The following is a 19,802-nucleotide window of genomic DNA, read 5'->3' as shown; positions in this document are numbered from 1 at the left end:
ACTATTTTGCGCCTACCGTCACCGGCGGAAGGAGTCCCCAGTGCACCCGGGAATGTCCCTGCCCGTCGTGTTGGCGCAGGCGGAGCCGGTGCCGTTCGACCGGCCGCTGGAGGTCTTCGCCGCCGAGGTCGAAGCCCTGCTCACCGAGCATCCGGGCACTCGCCTGGTGATGTACCCCGAGCTGCACCTGTGCCGGGCCGAGCAGCCCGCCGACGCCGCCGAGCCGCTGGACGGCCCGCGCACGCGGCAACTCGCCCAGATCGCCGGCGACCTCGGCGTCTGGCTGGCCCCCGGCAGCCTGTGCGAACGCGGCCCGGCCGGCGAGCTGTTCAACACGGCGGTGGCCTTCTCCCCCGGCGGCGAGCTCGTCGCCTCGTACCGCAAGGTCTTCCCATGGCGGCCGTACGAGCCGTACGACCCCGGCGACCGCTTTGTGGTCTTCGATCTGCCGGAGGGTCGGGTCGGCTTCGCCATCTGCTACGACGCGTGGTTCCCGGAGATCACCCGGCACCTGGCCTGGATGGGGGCCGAGCTGGTGCTCAACCCGGTGCAGACCACCACCCGGGACCGGGCCCAGGAGCTGGTGCTGGCCCGGGCCAACGCGATCGTCAACCAGGTGTTCGTGGCCAGCCTCAACGTGGCCGGGCCGTTCGGCATGGGATGCAGTCTGGTCGTCGGGCCCGAGGGGCAGGTGCTGGCCGAGACGCCGGGCGCCGAGCCGGCGGTGCTCGCGCTGGAGCTGGACCTGACCGAGGTGGCGCGGGTGCGCGAGCACGGCACCGCCGGGCTGAACCGGATGTGGGACCAGTTCACCGAATCCGACGCGCCCATCGAACTTCCGCTGTACCAGGGACGAATCGAACCCGGCCGGTGGCGGCCGGGCGGAGGTGACCCGCGATGACCGCGACGAATACCACCGCGAAGCTCACGCCGCACCTGCGGCTGCGCGGCGTTGTCCTGTTCGGACTCGCCTACATGGCGCCGCTGATCGTGCTCGGCACGTACGGCATCGTCGCCGACAACACCAGCGGCACGGTGCCGACCGCGTACCTGCTGGCCACGGTGGCGATGCTGTTCACCGCGGCCAGCTACGGCCGGATGGCGTCGGTCTACCCGGTCGCCGGCTCCGCGTACACCTACGTGCGCAAGTCGATCGACTCCCGGGTCGGCTTCCTGGTCGGCTGGGCGGTGCTGCTGGACTACTTCTTCCTGCCGATGGTGATCTGGCTGATCGGCGCGGCCTACATGTCCGCCGAGTTCCCGGCCGTGCCGAGCTGGGTGTGGGTGCTGGCCTTCATCGTGCTCACCACGGTGTTGAACGTGCTGGGCATCCGGGTCGCCGTCACCGCCAACTTCCTGCTGATGGCCTTCCAGCTGCTGGTGATCCTGTTCTTCGTGATCCTGTCGCTGCGCCAGGTCGGGGCCGGCGGGCACAGCCTGTTCAGCACGATTCCCTTCTACCACAACGGTTCCTCGTTCAGCGGCATCTCCGCCGGGGCGGCCCTGGCGGCGTACGCCTTCCTCGGCTTCGACGCCGTGACCACGCTGACCGAGGAGACCTTCGAGCCACGCAAGACGATTCCCCGGGCCATCCTGCTGACCGCGCTGCTCGGCGGCGTGCTGTTCGTGATCCTGTCCTACGCCACGCAGCTCGTGCACCCCGGCTCGACCTTCCACGACACGTCGTCGGCGGCGTTCGAGATCGCCACCGACATCGGCGGCGACTTCTTCGCCGCGGTGTTCCTGGCCGGGCTGATGGTCGCCCAGTTCGCGTCCGGCATCGCCGCGCAGGCCGGCGCGTCCCGGCTGATGTTCGCCATGGGCCGGGACGGCGTGCTGCCCAAGCGCCTGTTCGCTTACCTGCAGCCGAAGTTCGAGACGCCGGTGTTCGGCATCGTCCTCATCGGACTGGTCGGCCTCGGCGCGCTGGCCCTGGACGTCACCACCTCCACGTCGTTCATCAACTTCGGGGCGTTCACCGCCTTCACCTTCGTCAACATCTCGGTCATCGCGCTGTGGCTGCGGGAACGGGGATCCGTGCTGCGGAACCTGGTGTTCCCGGTCATCGGCGCCGCCGTCGACATCTGGCTGCTCGTGCACCTGGACGGCGTCGCCGTCACCCTCGGCCTGATCTGGCTGGCCCTGGGCGTCTGCTACCTCGCCTACCTCACCCGCGGCTTCCGCCGCCCGCCGCCCGAGGTCTCCTTCGAGGAGTGATCGAGTCGCGACGGAAACGCCGGCGACAAATCCACACGTAATTAATTTACAACGAAAAAAGGGTCCGTTACCTTGGCCACATGACAATCGTCCGGGCGACCGAAGAACTGATTCCCGAACTCCTGGCGTCCGTGGGCGCGCTGTTCGCCGAGGACGGCGGCCGGCACGACCCGGTGATGGACGCCGACTGGCCACGGCGGCACGGCGCCGTCTACTACCGCGAACTGCTCGGCGACGACGCCGCGCTGATCCTGCTGGCCAGGGCCGATGCCGGGCCGGCGGGCCACCTGGTCGGCCGGCTGCGCACCAGCGAGCTCCGGCCCGGCGCGCGGGTCGCCGTGCTGGAGAGCATGCGGGTGGCCGAGCGGAGTCGCCGCGCCGGCGTTGGTTCGGCACTGGTCGCCGAATTCACCGAATGGGCCGCCGAGAACAGCGCCACCGAATTCCGGGTGACGGCTTTCGCGGCGAACGAGGCGGCGATCGCGTTCTACCGTTCGCACGGGTTCACGCCGTTCGAACTGACCCTGCGCCGGGGTTAGCCCATGGAGCGGAGCACGTCGGCCAACACCGCGGCGTGGCTGATGTCGACCGCGGTGGTGGCTGTCAGCAGCGTGACGGCGCCGGGCAGCGCACACAGGCCGTCCAGCGCGGCCCGGCGCTCGGGGTCGGCAAGCTCGGCTCGATAGCGCTCGGCGAACTCGGCGTAGCGCTCGGGATCGTGGCCGTACCAGACGCGAAGCTCGGTGGACGGGGCGACCTGCCGGCACCAGCTGTCCAACCGGGCCAGTTCCTTGCGCAGGCCCCTTGGCCACAGCCGGTCGACAAGCACCCGGGTCCCGTCCTCGGGACCGGGCTCGTCGTACACCCGAGCGACCCGCACCGTCCGCACGAGCCGGACGATAGCCCCACATCGGTGGCTTCGCCGGGGCGACATGCCCGCGAGCGGCGCGCGGAACTGGCGGTATAAGCCCAGTTACACTCGCCCAATGCTGCTCGTAAAGCTCCTGGGCGCGCTGCACGCGGAAGTCGACGGACGCGAACTGGAGTTGGGGCCGCCCAAGCAGCGGGCCCTGTTCGCGCAGCTCGCGGTCCGCCGCAACCAGGTGGTCTCCCGCACCGAGCTGATCGACGGCGTGTGGGGTGAGGAGCCGCCGGACAGCGTCCGGGGCATCATCCACACCTACGTCTCCAAACTGCGCCAAGCCCTGGCCGGGGAGCGCAAGGCGGCGGCCCGCGAGTCGCTGCTGGCCAGTGTGGGCTCGGGCTACCGGCTGACGCTGGAGCCGGACGACCTGGACCTCTGGCATTTCGAGCACGCCTTCCAACAGGCGGCGCAGGCTCGCACCGCGAACGACGTGGAGCGGGCGATCGAGCACTGGGACCGGGGCCTGCGGCTGTGGCAGGGCGAGCCGCTGCCGGGCGTGCCGGGTCCCTTCGCGGAGAGCGAGCGCCTGCATCTGGCCGAGTTGCGGCTGGCGGCGATCGAGGACCGGGCGGAGACCCTGCTGTCGCTGGGCCGCGAGTCCGAAGTGGTCGTCGACCTGCGCACCTACGTCGAGGATCACCCGCTGCGGGAGCGGTTGCGAGCCCTGCACATGATCGCCCTGTACCGGGGCGGGCGACAGGCCGAGGCGCTGGAGCACCATGATCGGCTGCGCCGCATGCTGGTGGCGGAGCTGGGCGTGGACCCGGGGGCCGAGGTGCAAGCGGTCTACCAGCAGATCCTGGCCAACGACCCGGCGCTGGGCCGGCCGAAGCCGAGGGTCACGGTGACGCTGCCGACGGAGGAGCCGCCGACACCGGCACGGGAAGGCCGCAGCCCGTATCCGGGTCTGTTGTCCTTCTCGGTCAGCAACGCGCAGTACTTCTTCGGACGTGAGCAGCTGACGGCGGCCCTGGTCGACCGGCTCGGCGATCCGCGCCGGGACGGCCCGGTGGCGGTGGTCGGGGCGTCCGGCTCGGGCAAGTCATCGCTGCTGCGAGCCGGTCTGGTGCCGACGATCGAGGGCATGGACCTGGCCACCCGCCGCTGGACGTGGCTGCTGTTCACGCCGGGCAACAAGCCGGTGGAGGCGCTGGCCTCGGCCCTGGCCCAGGGCACCGGCCAGCCGCCGTCGGAGCTGCTGGCGATCATCCGCGAGGATCCGGGCGAGCTGGCCGGCGTGCTGGACGGCTCGGAGCGCCTGGTGGTGGTGATCGACCAGTTCGAGGAGCTGTTCACGCTCTGCGAGGACGAGGCCGAGCGCCGGATGTTCGTCGAGGCGATCACCGCTTTGAACGCCGCCGTGGTGTACGGCGTGCGGGCCGACTTCTACGGCCACTGCGCCCGCTTCCCGGAGCTGGTGCCGTCGCTGGAGCAGGCAGTGGTGGTGGGTCCGATGACGGCCGCCTCGCTGCGGGAGGCGATCGAGCGGCCGGCGGCGCTGGCCGGGCTGGAGCTGGAGCCGGGGCTGAGCGACGTGCTGCTGCGCGATCTCGGCGCCGAGGAGGACACCGGCGGCGTGCTGCCGCTGCTCGCCCACACGCTGCTGGCGACGTGGCAGGTTCGCGAGGGCAATCGCCTGACGTTGCAGGGATACGCCGAGGTCGGCGGCATCCATCGGGCCATCGCCACCACCGCCGACGCGACGTATGCCCGGTTCGACCCGGTCGGCCGGGATCTGGTGCGCCGGCTGCTGCTGCGCCTGGTGCACGTGGGCGAGGGCGTGGAGGTGACGCGGGCGCGGGCCGACCGGACCGGTCTGATCGAGGGCTCGTCCGACCCGGAGACGGCGGCGGCGGTGTTGGACGCGCTGGCCCGTGCGCGCCTGGTGACGTTGGACGAGAACACCGCGGAGATCAGCCACGAGGCGCTGCTGCGATCGTGGCCACGGCTGCGCGAGTGGGTGTCGGCCAACCGCGAAGGCCTGCGACTGCACCAGCAACTGGCCCAGGACGCGCGGTCGTGGCAGCAGGCCGGCAAGGACGATTCGGGGCTGTACCGGGGCGCGAAGCTGGCGATCGCCCGCGAGTGGGCCGACGACGACGCGCTGGCCCCGATCGAACGTGAACTGCTGGACGTCAGCGCCGAGCGGGAGGCGGCGGAGCAGCAGTCGACGGTGCGCCGGACCCGGCGGCTGCGGCAGCTGGTGGCGGCGTTGACGGCGCTGCTCCTGGTGGCCGTGGGCTCCATGGTGTTCGCCCTGATCGAGTGGAACACGGCGTTGCAGCAGCGGGCCGACGCGCTGTCCAGACAGGTGGCGCTGCGGTCGAATTCCCTGCTGTCCGCCGATCCCGCGCTGGCGGCGCAGCTGAGCCTCGTGGCGTACCGGACCTCGCCGACCACCGAGGCCAGGGGCAGCCTGCTGACCTCGTCCGGCGTGCCGGCGGCGACTCGGCTGCTCGGGCACACCGACGGCGTGACCTCCTTGTCGTACGGGGGAAATCTGCTGGCGAGCGCCAGCAAGGACAAGTCGGTGCGGCTGTGGGACGCGACCTCCCGCACCGAGCTGGCCGCGGTGACGGTGTCGAGCGCCGCCTACGGCGTTGCGCTGAGCCGGGACGGCAAGCTGCTGGCCGCCGGCATCGCCGACGGCTCGGTAATCCTCTGGGATGTCAGCAATCCCCGCAGTCCGGCGCAGCTCGCGGTGGGCAAGGGCCACACCGACAGCGTGTTCTCGCTGGCCTTCAGTCCGGACGGCAAGCAGCTCGCGACCGGCAGCGGGGACAAGACGGTTCGACTGTGGCATGTGGACGGTCACCAGCTGACGTCGGCGGCAACCCTTGCCGGGCATGAGAAATCCGTCACCTCGATCGCGTACAGCCCGGACGGCAAGCTGGTCGCCAGCGGCGCCTACGACAACACCGTGCGACTGTGGAACGCCAGCACCGGTGCCCCGGCGGGCGTGCTCACCGGCCACACCAACGCCGTGACCGGTGTGGCGTTCAGCCCCGACGGGAGCCGCCTGGCCAGCGCCAGCTACGACGAGTCGGTGCGGATCTGGGATCCGGCGACCGGCGCGACCGTGTCGACCCTGCCCGGCGCCACCAGTTTCCTGGAGGCCGTCGCGTTCAGCCCGGACGGCCGGACGGTCGCGGCCGGCGGCGACGACCACATCACCCGGGTCTGGGACATCAGCGCCGGCACGCAGGTCGCCTCCTTCACCGCGCCGGCCACGATCCGCGCGGTCGCCTTCAGCCCGGACGGCACCTCGGTGGCCACCGGCGCGGCCAACTGGGCCGTGACGATGTGGGACGTCAGCTCGGCCGAGGTGCTGGGGCACGCGCAGTCCGGCTGGGGCATCGCGTACGACAAGACCGGCAAGGTCCTGGCCAGCGGCCACTACGACGGCACCGTCCGGCTGTGGGGCATGGGCGATCCGCGGCGGCCGACGGCGCTGGCCACGCTGACCGGACACAGCGGCCCGGTGACCTCGGTGGCGTTCAGCCCGGACGGCAAGACCCTGGCCAGTGTGAGCTACGACCACACGGCCAAGCTCTGGGACGTCTCCGACCCGGCCCACCCGGCGCTGCTGTCGACCGTGGCCGCCTCCACCGGGCAGTTGGAGTCGGTGGTGTTCGACCCGTCCGAGAAAGTGATAGTCACGAGTGGTGACGATCACCTGATCAGACTGTGGAACGTGACCGACCCCCGGCACGTCACGCCGATCGGGCAGCCGCTGACCGAGCACACCGACGGCGTGAGCTCGCTGGCCTTCAGCGCCGACGGCAAGACCATGGCCAGCGGCAGCTACGACGGCACCGCGCGCATCTGGGACGTCTCCGATCCGGTGCACCCGGTCAGCAAGTACCGCGTCTCCGCCGCCCGGCCGGCCGCCATCCGCGGCATCGCGCTGTCGGCCGACGGCACGCTGCTGGCCACCGGCGGCGAGGACCACGCCGTGGAGCTGTGGGACGTCAGCGGCACTCCGTCGCAGCTCAGCGCGTTGACCGACCACACCAACACGGTCACCTCGGTCGCCCTGAGCGCCGACGGCAAGTCCCTGGCCAGCGCCAGCTGGGACCGCACCGTGTCCACCTGGGACATCAGCGATCCCCGCAACCCGAAGGTGACGGCATCGCTGTCCGGGCCGACCGGCAACGTCACCGCGGTGGCGTTCGACCCGCGCGGTGGGAGCGTCGCCGCCGGTGTCGCGGACGCGCCGATCTCCTTGTGGCAGACCGATCCCGACGCGGTGGCCAAGCAGGTGTGCGCGGTGCGCGGCACCCCGGTCAGCGACGCCGAGTGGCACACCTACGTGAGCGAGGACGCGCCGACCGACCCCTGCTGATCCGCTCTCCCCCGCCCACCGTTGTGAGCGACAACTCTCCCACGGCCGCCACCGGCCGTGGAATACTCTCCCCAGCCAGGTAGTTGAGTGTTCAAGTACAGGGCGGATCGAGAGGAGCAGCGGACATGCAGTTCGGAGTGTTCACGGTCGGCGACGTGACCACCGACCCCACCACCGGCGTGACGCCGACGGAGGCCGAGCGGATCAAGGCGATGGTCACGATCGCGCTCAAGGCCGAGGAGGTCGGGTTGGACGTGTTCGCCACCGGCGAGCACCACAACCCGCCGTTCGTGCCCTCCTCGCCCACCACCATGCTCGGCTACGTGGCGGCGAGGACCGACAAGATCATCCTGTCCACCTCGACCACGCTGATCACCACCAACGACCCGGTGAAGATCGCCGAGGACTTCGCCATGCTGCAGCACCTGGCCGACGGCCGGGTGGACCTGATGATGGGCCGCGGCAACACCGGCCCGGTGTACCCGTGGTTCGGCCAGGACATCCGCCAGGGCATCCCGCTGGCGGTGGAGAACTACGCGCTGCTGCACAAGCTGTGGCGCGAGGATGTGGTGAACTGGTCGGGCAAGTTCCGCACCCCGTTGCAGGAGTTCACCTCCACGCCCCGGCCGCTGGACGGCGTGCCGCCGTTCGTGTGGCACGGCTCGATCCGCAGCCCGGAGATCGCCGAGCAGGCCGCGTACTACGGCGACGGCTTCTTCGCCAACCACATCTTCTGGCCCACCTACCACTTCCAGCAGCTGATCCAGCTGTATCGGCAGCGGTTCGAGCACTACGGCCACGGCAGCGCCGACCAGGCCATTGTCGGCCTCGGCGGACAGGTGTTCATGCGCCGCAACTCGCAGGACGCGGTGCGCGAGTTCCGGCCGTACTTCGACAACGCCCCGGTCTACGGGCACGGGCCGTCGCTGGAGGACTTCACCTCGCAGACGCCGCTGACCGTCGGCAGCCCGCAGGAGGTCATCGACAAGACGCTGACCTTCCGCGAGCACTTCGGCGACTACCAGCGCCAGCTGTTCCTGATGGACCACGCCGGCCTGCCGCTGAAGACCGTGCTGGAGCAGCTGGACCTGCTCGGCGAGATCGTTCCGGTGCTGCGCAAGGAACTCGACGCCAAGCGGCCGGCCACCGTGCCCGACGCCCCCACCCACGAATCGCTGAAGCAGAAGAAGGTGTCCGCGTGACTGCCATCGCGGTCGTGACGGCCGGCCTGAGCCAGCCGTCCTCCACGCGGCTGCTGGCCGACCAGCTGGCCGCCGCCACCCGGGAGGCTCTGGGCGGCGATGCCGAAGTGACGGTGATCGAGCTGCGGGACATCGCCGTGGACGTCACCAACAACATGCTGACCGGCTTCCCCAGCCCGAAGCTGTCCGCCGCCATCGAGACCGTGACCGCCGCCGACGCGCTGATCGCCGTCACGCCGGTGTTCACCGCCTCCTACAGCGGACTGTTCAAGTCGTTCTTCGACGTGCTGGACAAGGACTCCCTGGTCGGCAAGCCGGTGCTGATCGCCGCCACCGGCGGAACCGAGCGGCATTCGCTGGTGCTCGACTACCAGCTGCGGCCGATGTTCGCCTACCTGCGGGCCGAGGTCACCCCGACCGGCGTCTACGCCGCCTCGTCGGACTTCGGCAGCCCCTCGCTGCACGACCGGGTCCGCCGGGCCGGGGCCGAACTCGCCGACCGGGCCACTGGCCTCCGCACCACCGAGAAGCCCGCCGACACCTTCACCCCCTTCGAACAACTGCTGGCCCAGTAACCTCGCGAGTCCCGCTCTCAGGCAAGCGAATGTCGATTTCCGGCAGCGTTCGACAAAAGTAGTACGCCGCCGACCACCGTCAGATCGATGCCCGCGCACCCGGGCGGCCCCTAGCTTCGTGGCATGTCACACCTCGCACAGGCGATGAGCATCAGCCAGGACACGGCCGCCCAGGGCATCGGCATCCTCATGATGGTGGTGCTGGTGGCCGTCGGCCTGTTCCTGATCGTCTTCTTCCTGGCGGCGCTGTTCAGCATCCTCGGCGCCGACATCGGCTGCGGCGCCAAGATCCTCTGGTTCTTCGTGATCCTCTGCCTGCCGTTCCTGGGCAGCCTGCTCTGGTTCGTCGCCGGCCGCCCCCGGCCCCGCCAGGACTACTAGATTCATCAGAAGTCCGCGCCCGCGCCGCGGGAGGCGCGGGCCGCGGCGTGACCATGGCATATGGCCAACATCGCTTATCTGAGCCTGCCTCTGTACGGCCACGTCTACCCGACCCTGAACTTCGCCGAGGAGCTGGTGCGGCGCGGGCATCACGTCACCTATGCCACGAGCGAGTCGCACGCGGAAGCGGTGGCGCGAACCGGCGCCCGGCTGCTCGCCTACCCGGAGGCGATGGCCCGCAACGCCACCTTCGCCGGTATGGATGAGGTGACCACGGTCAAGGCGACCCTGATGGGCCTGCGGTTCGTGGAGCAGAGTCTGCTGCTGGTCGACGACCTGGCGGCCGGGCTGGCGGAGGAACGGCCGGACCTGGTCGTCGCCGACGCGCTGATGTTCGACGTGGCCTCCGTCCTGGCCCGGCGCTGGCAGGTGCCGGCGGTGGTGACCCACCTGCACTTCGCGTTCGACCGGAACGTGGACTGGCGGCCGCAGCGGCTGGCGCGGGCCTTCCCCGACCTGGGCGATCCGGAGCTGCTCGACCTGGCCGGCCGGCTGGGCAAGGCCAAGGCGGAGCTCGGTTTGGGCGAGGACGAGGCCGCCGCCACTCGTGAGCTGGGGTTGGCCTTCCTGCCGCCCAGCTTCCAGCCCGACCGCGAGAAGTTCGGGCCCCATCTCCAGTTCGTCGGGCCCGCGGTCGACGGTCGATCGTATGCGGGCGACTGGCAACCGCCGACCGACGGCAAGCCGGTCCTGCTTGCGTCGCTGGGATCCATGGTCCGGCAGGACGGCGACTTCATCACGTTGTGCATCGAGGCCTTCGGCGATCTCGACTGGCACATCGTGCTCTCCCTCGGCGGCGAGGACGACGGCGGCCGGGAGTACCCGCCGAACTTCGAGGTGCGCTCCTGGGTTCCGCAGCGCCCGGTGCTGTCCCGTGCCGCTGTGTACCTGAACAACGGCGGCATGGGGTCGATCATGACCGCGGTCCGCGAGGGCACTCCCCTGCTGTTGGCGCCGGAGCTGATCGACCACCAGGACGTGACGGCCGCGGCGGTCGACGCCGGCGTGGCCCGGCGGATCGACCTCAGCCAGGCCACCGCCGCCGAGCTCCAGCAAGCGGTATTGGACGTGGCCGCCGACGAGCAGATGCGGGCGGCGGTGGCCGTGCTGCGGCAGGAGATCCTCGACATGCGGGGCGCGGAACGGGCGGCCGACATCGTGGAGGACCGGCTGCGCGAGCTGGCTGCCCTGTCGGAGGTCGGTTCGACGGCGCTGGGCGTGGCCATGGCGCGGGCCGAGGAGAGCATGCGGCCCGATCGGCTCTTCGACGACGAGCTGGCCGCCGACTTCGTGCGGGCTTCCGGGATCTGGCAGGCGCAGCGGTACGACGAGGACAACACCGTGGTCCGGTCGGCGATGGGCGACTACGTCGCGCTGCGGACCCGGCTGTTCGACGACTTCCTGCTGGCCGCCGGCTGTCCCCAGGTGGTCGTGGTGGCCGCCGGCCTGGACAGCCGGGCGTTCCGGCTGCCGTGGGCCGACGGCGTGCGAGTGTTCGAAGTGGACCGGGCCGATGTGTTGCAGGTCAAGGAATCCGTATTGGGCCGGCTGGGTGCGCGTCCGTCGTGCGACCGGGTCGTGGTGACGGCCGACCTGCGGGGCAACTGGGCGCAGAGCCTGCTGGACGACGGCTTCGACCCGACGCTGCCCACCGCCTGGCTGGTCGAGGGACTGGTGGTGTACCTGACCGAGCAGGACACCGACCGGATGCTGGCGAAGATCACCAAGCTGAGCGCGCCCGGCAGCCGGATCGCCGTCGAGGCGCTGACCCGGCACATGCTGCTCACCGAGCCGGCCCGGCAGGTCCTGGCCACCGGCCAGGACGAGGCCCTGGCCACGCTGGTCTCGTTGTGGCGCAACGAGTCCACCGCCGAGCCGACCGAGTGGATCACCACTCACGGCTGGCGGGCCCACACCCGCGACCTGGCTGAGGTCGCCGCTGAGCACGACCGCCCCATGCCGCCGACCTTCGATCCCCGGCAGCCCGACACGTCCCGCGTGGTCCTGCTGTTCGGGGAGCGCTGAACCAGCGAGGGGAGCACCCGCCGGGCGCTCCCCTCGCTCGACCTAGAAGGCCAAGGACAATCGGGCTGGTCCGCGCAGGTTGATGTGCGGCCGGTAGCGCAGGGAACTCTCGTCGACCTCGACGCGGGCCACCCGCTCGGCGAAGCGGCGGAAGACGATGGACGCCTCCAACCGGGCCAGGCCGGCGCCGACGCAGTAGTGGTGGCCGCCGGAGAACGCCAGGTGCGTGGTGTCGTTGCGTTCCAACGAAAACACGTCCGGGTCGCGGTGCAGTTCGGGGTCGCGGTTGGCGGCGGCCAGCATGAGCGCGACCAGGCAGCCGCGCGGCACGTCGACGCCGCCGACGGTGGTGTCCTCGGCGGCGGTCCGGTGGGTCAGCTGCACGGGGGCGTCGAACCGCAGCGTCTCCTCGACGGCCCGACCGGCCAACGACGGGTCAGCCCGCAGACGGGACAGCTCGGCCGGATTCCGGGCCAGGGCCAGGATTCCGTTGGCGATCAGGCTGGTGGTGGTCTCGTGCCCGGCGATCAGCAGTGAACCGATGGTGGCCAGCAGCTCGCCGGTGGTCAGCTTGTCGCCCCGCTCCTCGACGTGCAGCAGCCGCGACAGCAGGTCGGAGCCCTCCTGGCGGGACCGGTCGGCGATGAGCGCGCCGAAGTAGGCGGCCAGCTCGGCGCTTGCCTGCTGGCTGGCCAGCACGGTGGGCTCGTCGGCGGCGCCGAGCGGGTCCAGGGCCCGGGTGCACGCCTCCGACCAGCCGCGCAGCAGCCGGCCGTCCTCGATCGGCACGCCGAGCCACTCGCTGATGATGAGGATCGGCAGCGGCGCGGCCAGTTCCTCGACCAGCTCCATGCCGCCCCGGTCGAGGGCGACGTCCAGGGCGGCGTCGACGATCTCGGAGATCCGCGGGGCCAGCCCGGTGACCGCCCGGGGCGTGAAGGCCTTGGTCACCAGCGTGCGCAGCCGGGTGTGGTCGGGCGGGTCGAGGAACAGGAACGACTGCGGCTCATCGGGCGGCGGCGGCTCCAGGTTCGGCCGGCTGCTCATCACCGGATTGTGCAGCGCGGCGCGGCAGTCCTGGTACGAGCCGACGGCGGCGAGCGTGCCGTCGGGAGTGACCAGCGTGCCCTGCGCGCGCAGCATGCCGTAGAGCGGGTACGGGTCGGCCCGCACCTCGGGGTCGAACAGCGCGGCCAGCGGATTGGCCGGCGCCTCGGCGATCGTCATGTCTCACTCCACATCTTGTTGGCCGGCCAGGGCTTTGTCCCGGTCGCAGGGCACGCCCTGGCGCCAGACGGCGGCGATGTCCCTGGTGGCGGTGATCTCCTCGGTCGGGTCGCCCGCGACGAGCAACAGGTCGGCCCGCCGCCCCGGCCGGATCAGTCCACGGTCTTCGAGTCCGAAGTGGACAGCCGGGCCGGCGGTGGCCGCGGTCAATGCCTGCACCGGGTTGAGGCCGGCCATGACCAACAGTTCGAGCTCACGGTGGATGCTCGCCCCGTGCACCACCGGGGCCGGCCTGAGCGGCGCGTCGTCGGCGTCGGTGCCGACCAGCAGCACCACGCCGGCTTCGTGCAGGCGTCGTACACTCTCCAGGGCGTTGGCGAAGTCGGCGTCCGGTCCCAAGTGGACACCCGCCAGGCTGTCGTGGCTCTCCCCGATCGCCGCCCGCAACCGCTCCGGCAGGTTCAGCCGTGGATCACGGGCCAGGTCGCGGCCGCCCGGTGCGCCGACGGTCATTTCCATGGTGGCCAACGTCGGGATGAACACGTGACTGCTGGCCAGGCGCACGATGTCGTCATCGAGAACTTCGGACAGCGGCACGTGGGTAACGGCATCCACCCCGGCTCTCAGGGCCAACCGCACCCCGACCGCGTCGTGGATGTGCGCGACGGTCCGTCTGCCTCGGGCCCGCGCGGCGTCGGCGACGGCCTTGATCGTGTCCAGATCCAGTGTGGGCACGGAGATGCCATGGTTCGCGCCGTTGTCGATGACGACTTTGACGTAGCGCGAGCCCTCGGCAATCCGGGCGGCGACAAAGGCTTCGGCGTCGTGGGGACCGGCCAGGGTGGGCATGTCCGGCATGACCACGCTGCCGTAGCCGCCGGGCGGGCTGACCACGGTGCCGGCGCTGAACAGCTCGGCCATGTCGGTGGCTTTCTCCGACGCGCCGCAGAGCTCGTTGGCCAGCGACGGCGGGTAGGCGAACATGTCCAGCTCGGTGGTGACGCCGTAGGCCAGCGCCTGCCGGAGGTTGTCCGCCCAGCCGAAGACGTGGGTGTGGGCGTCGATCAGCCCCGGCAGCAGGGTGTGGGTCGGCGCCCCGGGCCGCTCGGCCACCTTAGTGATCACGCCGTCGCGCACCCGCACCCGGCCGTTGCCGATCACCCGCTCGCCGTCGAAGATCCGGACGTCGTCCAGCTCGAAGTTCACCGTGTCTCCTCCGCGAGTGCGCACACCGCGGCCAGCGTCGGCGCGGCGATGATCTCGGGCAGCCGGCGCATGAACGCCGGCTCGCCGGCCGGCCCGACCACCTCGGCGCACACCGCCGCGACCATCTGGATCATGGCCACGGAGGTGCCGCCGAGCTGCGTGAAGTCGGAGTCGCCGGCGATGGCGGACGGGTCGAGGTCGAGCACCCGGGCCCAGATCCCGGCCACCGCGGCGGTGTCACCGACAGCCACGGCCTCGCCGCCGCCTTTAACCCGCTCGCTCGCGAAGGGATCCGGCAGTGCGCCGACATCCACCTTCCCGTTCCGGCTGACCGGCAGCTCCGGCAGCACGGTGATCACCGCCGGCACCATGTGCGCGGGCAACAAGCCGGCCAGGAACTCCCGTAGCAGCACGGGATCCGCCTCGGCGACGGCGTACCCGCACAGCACCTGTCCCCGCCCGCGCCGCACCCCGGTGACCACGGCCGCCCGGACGCCGGGATGGCGTTCCAGAGCGCGGGCGACCTCGTCCGGTTCGACGCGGAAGCCGTTGACCTTGATCTGGCGGTCGACCCGGCCCAGGCACTCCAGGGTGCCGTCAGGCCGGAGGCGGCCGAGGTCGCCGGTGCGGTAGGCACGAGTGCCGTCGGCGAGGCAGACGAAGCGGTCGCGGGTGAGGTCGGGCCGGCGGTGGTAGCCGCGGGCGAGTTGGGTCCCGGCCAGGAAGATCTCGCCGATGTCGCCCGGGGCCACGTGCCGGCGGTGCCCGTCGAGCAGGAAGACCTGGGTGTTGTCGCCGGGTACACCGATGGTGAGGTTGCCGGGCCCGGTCTCGCCCCGGTAGACGGCGGCGGTGCAGGCGACGGTGGCCTCGGTGGGCCCGTAGGCGTTGATGACCCGGCAGCCGAACAACTCCTGGACCCGTGCGGCGAGATCGACGGACAGCGCCTCGCCGCAGGAGACCACGAACTTGTAGCCGGACGGTTTTACGTCCATTGTGGACAGTAGGTCCAGGTGCACGGGGGTCAGCGAGGCCGCGTTCGCGCCGGACTCGGTGAGCATGCGGCGCAGCACAACGTGATCGGGCTCCTCGGGCACCAGCACCACCGTCGCCCCGGCCAGCAGCGGCGGGAACAGGGTGTTGCACATCCAGTCGAACGACATCGGCGCGATCAGCGGAATCCGGATGGTGTGGTCGAAGCCATAGGCCCGCGCGGCCCAGAGGCTGTAGTTGACGATGCCGCGGTGCTCGATCTGCACGCCCTTGGGCCGCCCGGTCGAACCGGAGGTGTAGATCAGGTACGCCAAGTCACCGGGCTCGACACTGTCCGGCGGCGCGGGCGCGTCGGGCACCGAGTCGAGGACGACCACGTCGAAGCCGGCGACCCGGTCGGCATTGCCTTGCGAAGCCAGGCAGAACCGGGCGTCGGCATCGACAAGGAGCTCGTGGAGCCGGCTGTCCGGGTGACGGGGATCCAGCGGGAGAAAGGCAGCCCCAGCCTTCAACACGCCCCAGATGGCGGCGATGGTGGACGGGGTTCGGTCGGCGACGATGCCGACCACGGTGTCCGGCCGCACGCCGCCTGCGAGCAGCACCGCCGCCACGGAGGCAGCTTGGCGATCCAGCTCCGCGTAGGTCATGGGCCCCTGCGGGCCGTCGAGCGCCACCGCGTCCGGAGTCCGCGCCACCTGCTCGGCGAACAGGGTGGTCAGCGTTGGCGACGCCGGCAGGTCGCGCTGGGTGTTGTTGCCGGGCCACTGTCGGAAAGCAGCTGGGGCCAAGGCTTCGGCGATGGCGTCGAGCAACGAGTCGACCCGGTCCGTCAGGCCGGGCCCGTCGTACCAGGTGGCCACGATCTCGGTGCGGCCGTCGAACTCGGTGATGTCGAACAGCGGGAAACCGGCGTAACCCTGGCTCGGTAGACCGTACACAGTCGTCGCCTCGAACGACTCGGTGGACACCTCGGCCGTCGTGTACCGGCCCACGTGCGAGACCGCGGCGCTGCCGCCGTAGCGGTCCGCGGTGATCCGGACGGCCTCCTGCTCGTTGCTGTCGAAGAACTCCAGGACTGCCGCCAGCGGGGCCGCGGCCAGGTCGTCGAAGTCCAGTTGCTGAAGCAGCTCGCAGTTGTCGGACAGCGTGGCCAACAACCGGTCCTGCACCTGTTCCCAGCTCTCACCCCACCAGGTCCGCAGCGGGACGATCCGGACCAGGTTGGCTGTCGACCGCAGCCCCGGCACGTGCCGGCGCAGGTCCACCGGCACCCAGAACACACCCTGCTCCACGCCGCCAAAGGCGGTGAGCGCGGCGGCGACCTTGGCTACCGCGGCGGGGTGGTTGCCGGGAACGGTGCGCCGACGCCAGAAGTGCCGGCGCTCGGTGAACTCGGCCGGCCGGGGCAGCAGGGACGGCTCCGGCTCCAGCGGCTCCGGTTCACCGTCGGGCACGGGCAGTTCGGCCACCAGCTCGTCGATGTTGCGCGCATCGTCGGCTCCGACGGGAGATTCCCCGCGCAGGGCCCGGAACACGTCGAGAATCCAGGTCCGGACGCCGATCCCGTCGGCGACGGCGTGGTGTGCCCGGAACAGCACTGTCGGGTCAGGACCGTCGATCAGCACGACCTCAGACGTGGGACCGCCTTCCGTCACCAGGCCCTCGCTGACCCAGGGCGCGTCCAAGGTGAACGACGCGGCGTTCACGACCCGAACCTGGGGCGCGACACCGGTGTCTCGCCACACCGGCTCCTCCGGAGTCAGCGCCAGCCGCATTCCGGGACACGCCTGCGCGGCAAGGGAAACGGCCTCGGACAGCCGGGCCAGGTCGATTCGGCCGACACCCTCGACGAAGGTGTTGACCATGGCGGTCATCCGCGGCGGCAGCACGAGGTGGCTCAGCTTGTCGCTGACGGCGAGCCGCCGCGCGAAGGCGGTTTCCGTGGTTGTCATGACCGTCCAAGGGAAATCCGCGCGCCCGCGGCCTCGACCGGAATGGCCGAGCAGCCACGGATGTTGCGGGTCTGCTTGTAGCGCACGGTCCCCGCCGGGGCCAGGTCGGGCCGCCGCCGGAACAAGCCGTCCAGGGCGGCAGTGGCGGTGATCCGGGCCAGGCCGGCGCCGAGGCAGTAGTGCGCGCCGACGGAGAAGGCGAGGTGTTCCCGCACATTCGCCCGGGTCGGGTCGAAGCGTGTGGGATCAGGGAACATCAGCGGATCGCGGTTCGCGCCAGCGAGCAGCACCACGAGCATCGCGCCCGGGGCCAACTCCTGCCCGGCCACCTCCACCGGCTCCAAAGCCTTACGTAGGGTGAACTGGACCGGCGGCTCCAGCCGCAGCGTCTCCTCGACGATCGGCGCCGCCAGCTCCGAGTCGTCCAGCAAAGCGGCCCGCAGCTCGGTGTCACCCATCAGCCGCAACGCACCGCTGCCGATAGCGTTCACGGTGGTCTCGAAGCCGGCGACCAGCAACAAGCCGACCAGCGCGACCAACTCCCGCACGCCACCCTCGCCGGGCTCGGTGTGGGCCAACCTGCTCACTAAGTCGTCACCGTGGCCGATTCGGCGGCGGGCCAACAGATAGCTCAGGAACTCCGTCATCTCGGAGACGGTCCGGTGCACCGCGCGGCGCTCGCTCAGGGTGCGGATGCCGTCGAGGGTGCCGGCCAGCACGCTGCCCCAGCGCGCGAACTGGAACCGGTCGGCGGCGGGGATGTCCAGCAGGGCGCTGATCACCTCGACCGGCACTCGGCTGGCGTAGTCGGTGACCAGGTCGAACCGGGGCCGCGCGACCAGGTCGTCCAGCGCGTTGTCGACGATCTCCTGCGCTCGCGGGGTGAACTCGCGCAGCGCCGACGCCGTGAACCACGGGGCGACCAGGCGCCGCAACCTGGTGTGCTCGGGCGGGTTCATGGTGAGGATGGACTGCTCCATCGGGTGGGCCAGCCGTTCGGCGTCGCCCGCGTCGATGTTCCAGTCCACGCCGACGTGATCGACCGCCGGCTCGACGCCGAACCGGGGATCACGCAGCACCGACTTGGCGGTGCCGTGCCCGGCCGTGAGGTAGAGGCCGACCAGGTGCCGGCTCACCTCGCCGCGCGCCCGAATCCGTTCATAGTGCGGGTAAGGATCAGCCAGCGCGGTGCGGCCGAGGACCGTGGCCACCGGGTCGCGGGTCAGCGTGAGCCCGCGCACGAAGGACCGCATGGCCAGCGTCTTGAGGCCGATCTTCAGTTCCCGCAGGGGATTCATCGCGACTCCTCGGTGGTCCGCACGAGCCGTTCCACGGCGGCGACCACCCGGCCCGCGCCGTCCTCGGCCCGCAACTGACCGGCGAGCTCCAGCGCCCGGTCGCGGTAGGGCCGGTGTTCGACGGCAGCACGGATGGCCGCACCCAGGCGCTCGGCGGTGAGCTTGCGGTGCGGCACCGGCCGGGGGCCGACGCCGAGCATCGCCAGCCGCCCGGCCCAGAACGGCTGGTCGGCGACTACGGGCACGCCGACGGTGGGGCGACCGGCGAGCACCCCGGCGGCGGTCGTGCCGGCGCCGGCGTGGTGCACCAGCGCGGACATCTTGGGGAACAGCCAGGAATGTGGGGCCTCGCCGATGGTGATCGACCGGTTCGACCGGGCCCGCAGGTCCGACCAGCCGGCCTGGATCACCCCGCGCACACCGGCCATCGCCAGGGCGTCGTCGACCAGGCGGCTCAGGCGCGGCGCGTCGCCGAACACCCGACTGCCGAAACCCACGTACACCGGCGGCGGCCCGTCGTCGAGGAAAGCCGTCAGCTCGGCTGACGGTTGCCAGCCGGGATCCACCGCAGGCCACAGGAATCCGGCCACGTCCAGCTCCGGCCGCCAGTCCCGGGGCCGCGGCAGCAGGGTCGGGCTGTACCCGTGCTGCACCGGCCACGCCGACATCACCCGGGTCACCTCGGCCGAGCTCAGCGCCGGCAAGCCCAACCGGGCCCGCACGGTTCTGATGGCCCGGGCGAAGATCAGGCCCATCGTGCCGACCACGACCTGGCCGGCCACCCGGTTGCCCACCGGGCCCAGCGACCGGCCGAACCCCAGCAGGGACGGCGGGTGCTCGGCGGTTGGGAAGGCCGGTTGCAGGAAGACACCCATGCTGGGTCGGTCCAGGTGCTCGGCGACGTGGTAGCCCAGCGTCGCCGGCATGGACAGCAGCAGCACGTCGGCGCCGAAGTCGTTGGCGGACCGGCGAATCGCCTCGGCCAGCGCCACCATCTCGTCGGTCATCATGGACATCAGCCGGGCCAGCCCGAACGGCCCGGTGCCGACCTTGCCGCCGTGCTGGAGCTGGGCCCAGGAGTTGGCGTCCCGCGGATCGCCCGGCAGCGCCAGGAACTCGGCCCCGGCGGTGGTGACCAGCTCGGCGAACGGGCCGTAGGCAGCGATCGCCACCTCGTGCCCCCGCGCGGCGAACGGCGCGGCCAGACCGGTGTAGGGGGCGACGTCGCCGCGCGTCCCCACGGCCACCACCAATACCCGCATAAGGACCCCAGTCAGTCTCGTATTGGGTGAATATTCCCCCGAAACACATCCAGTCGTACCACCGGATCCGGACCGGCGACAACTAGGTCTTTCCCTAGGCAAAGGTATGGCAAACAGGTTTAACACCGGTTGAC

Annotated in this window: 14 protein-coding genes; 8 read left to right on the top strand and 6 right to left on the bottom strand. The window is 71.0% G+C overall.

All coding sequences use genetic code 11. From position 1 onward, the window contains the following. Nucleotides 1–40 precede the first annotated feature (40 nt). The 3 genes from JJ691_RS03810 (at nucleotide 41) to JJ691_RS03800 (ending at nucleotide 2,756) form a co-directional block, all read left to right on the top strand. Entirely contained in the window at nucleotides 41–901 is an 861-nt protein-coding gene (locus tag JJ691_RS03810; protein ID WP_249227660.1) for a carbon-nitrogen hydrolase family protein, read from the top strand. Next, nucleotides 898–2,217, top strand: coding sequence for an APC family permease (locus JJ691_RS03805; RefSeq protein WP_211767411.1), 1,320 nt, complete (start codon nucleotides 898–900; stop codon nucleotides 2,215–2,217). Before JJ691_RS03810 ends, JJ691_RS03805 begins: the two co-directional genes overlap by 4 nt. Nucleotides 2,218–2,297: 80 nt before the next feature. After that, on the top strand, nucleotides 2,298–2,756 hold the full coding sequence (locus JJ691_RS03800; protein ID WP_211767410.1) for a GNAT family N-acetyltransferase: 459 nt from the start codon (nucleotides 2,298–2,300) through the stop codon (nucleotides 2,754–2,756). On the opposite strand, the gene JJ691_RS03795 is transcribed toward JJ691_RS03800, so the two are convergent. Beyond that, nucleotides 2,753–3,106, bottom strand: coding sequence for a DUF488 domain-containing protein (locus JJ691_RS03795; protein WP_306291350.1), 354 nt, complete (start codon nucleotides 3,104–3,106; stop codon nucleotides 2,753–2,755). The two genes, JJ691_RS03800 and JJ691_RS03795, sit on opposite strands and share 4 nt — an antisense overlap. Nucleotides 3,107–3,203: 97 nt before the next feature. Between JJ691_RS03795 and JJ691_RS03790 the strand changes: the two genes are divergently transcribed. The 5 genes from JJ691_RS03790 (at nucleotide 3,204) to JJ691_RS03770 (ending at nucleotide 11,730) form a co-directional block, all read left to right on the top strand. Beyond that, the gene (locus JJ691_RS03790) at nucleotides 3,204–7,487 is read left to right on the top strand and encodes an nSTAND1 domain-containing NTPase (RefSeq protein ID WP_211767408.1); all 4,284 of its coding nucleotides are present in this window, start codon (nucleotides 3,204–3,206) and stop codon (nucleotides 7,485–7,487) included. Between the two features lie 125 nt (nucleotides 7,488–7,612). Then, nucleotides 7,613–8,689, top strand: coding sequence for an LLM class flavin-dependent oxidoreductase (locus tag JJ691_RS03785; RefSeq protein WP_211767407.1), 1,077 nt, complete (start codon nucleotides 7,613–7,615; stop codon nucleotides 8,687–8,689). Continuing rightward, nucleotides 8,686–9,264, top strand: coding sequence for an FMN reductase (locus JJ691_RS03780; protein ID WP_211767406.1), 579 nt, complete (start codon nucleotides 8,686–8,688; stop codon nucleotides 9,262–9,264). The genes JJ691_RS03785 and JJ691_RS03780 overlap by 4 nt, the downstream gene beginning before the upstream one ends. 123 nt (nucleotides 9,265–9,387) lie before the next feature. Next, nucleotides 9,388–9,645, top strand: a complete 258-nt coding sequence (locus tag JJ691_RS03775) for a PLD nuclease N-terminal domain-containing protein (protein WP_211767405.1) — start codon at nucleotides 9,388–9,390, stop codon at nucleotides 9,643–9,645. 60 nt (nucleotides 9,646–9,705) lie between these two features. Further along, on the top strand, nucleotides 9,706–11,730 hold the full coding sequence (locus tag JJ691_RS03770; protein ID WP_211767404.1) for a macrolide family glycosyltransferase: 2,025 nt from the start codon (nucleotides 9,706–9,708) through the stop codon (nucleotides 11,728–11,730). Nucleotides 11,731–11,772: 42 nt separating this feature from the next. Here JJ691_RS03770 and JJ691_RS03765 read toward each other — a convergent pair whose 3' ends face one another. The 5 genes from JJ691_RS03765 to JJ691_RS03745 are packed head-to-tail and all read right to left on the bottom strand — an operon-like array spanning nucleotide 11,773 to nucleotide 19,668. Further along, a complete protein-coding gene (locus JJ691_RS03765) occupies nucleotides 11,773–12,957 on the bottom strand; it encodes a cytochrome P450 (protein WP_211767403.1) in 1,185 nt (394 codons plus the stop codon). Between the two features lie 3 nt (nucleotides 12,958–12,960). Further along, entirely contained in the window at nucleotides 12,961–14,163 is a 1,203-nt protein-coding gene (locus JJ691_RS03760; protein WP_211767402.1) for an amidohydrolase family protein, read from the bottom strand. Continuing rightward, nucleotides 14,160–17,108 carry a non-ribosomal peptide synthetase gene (locus JJ691_RS03755; protein ID WP_211767401.1) on the bottom strand — a complete coding sequence of 983 codons (2,949 nt, stop codon included), beginning with the start codon at nucleotides 17,106–17,108 and terminating at the stop codon, nucleotides 14,160–14,162. Before JJ691_RS03755 ends, JJ691_RS03760 begins: the two co-directional genes overlap by 4 nt. Continuing rightward, entirely contained in the window at nucleotides 17,105–18,406 is a 1,302-nt protein-coding gene (locus JJ691_RS03750) for a cytochrome P450 (RefSeq protein ID WP_211767400.1), read from the bottom strand. The genes JJ691_RS03755 and JJ691_RS03750 overlap by 4 nt, the downstream gene beginning before the upstream one ends. Next, nucleotides 18,403–19,668 carry a glycosyltransferase gene (locus JJ691_RS03745; RefSeq protein ID WP_256449362.1) on the bottom strand — a complete coding sequence of 422 codons (1,266 nt, stop codon included), beginning with the start codon at nucleotides 19,666–19,668 and terminating at the stop codon, nucleotides 18,403–18,405. Before JJ691_RS03745 ends, JJ691_RS03750 begins: the two co-directional genes overlap by 4 nt. Nucleotides 19,669–19,802 lie beyond the last annotated feature (134 nt).

It is taken from the genome of Kutzneria sp. CA-103260 (assembly GCF_018263855.1).
Taxonomy (GTDB): Bacteria; Actinomycetota; Actinomycetes; order Mycobacteriales; family Pseudonocardiaceae; genus Kutzneria.
The sequence above is the reverse complement of the archived record's forward strand: the minus strand, read 5'-3'. Positions and strand labels throughout refer to the sequence as shown.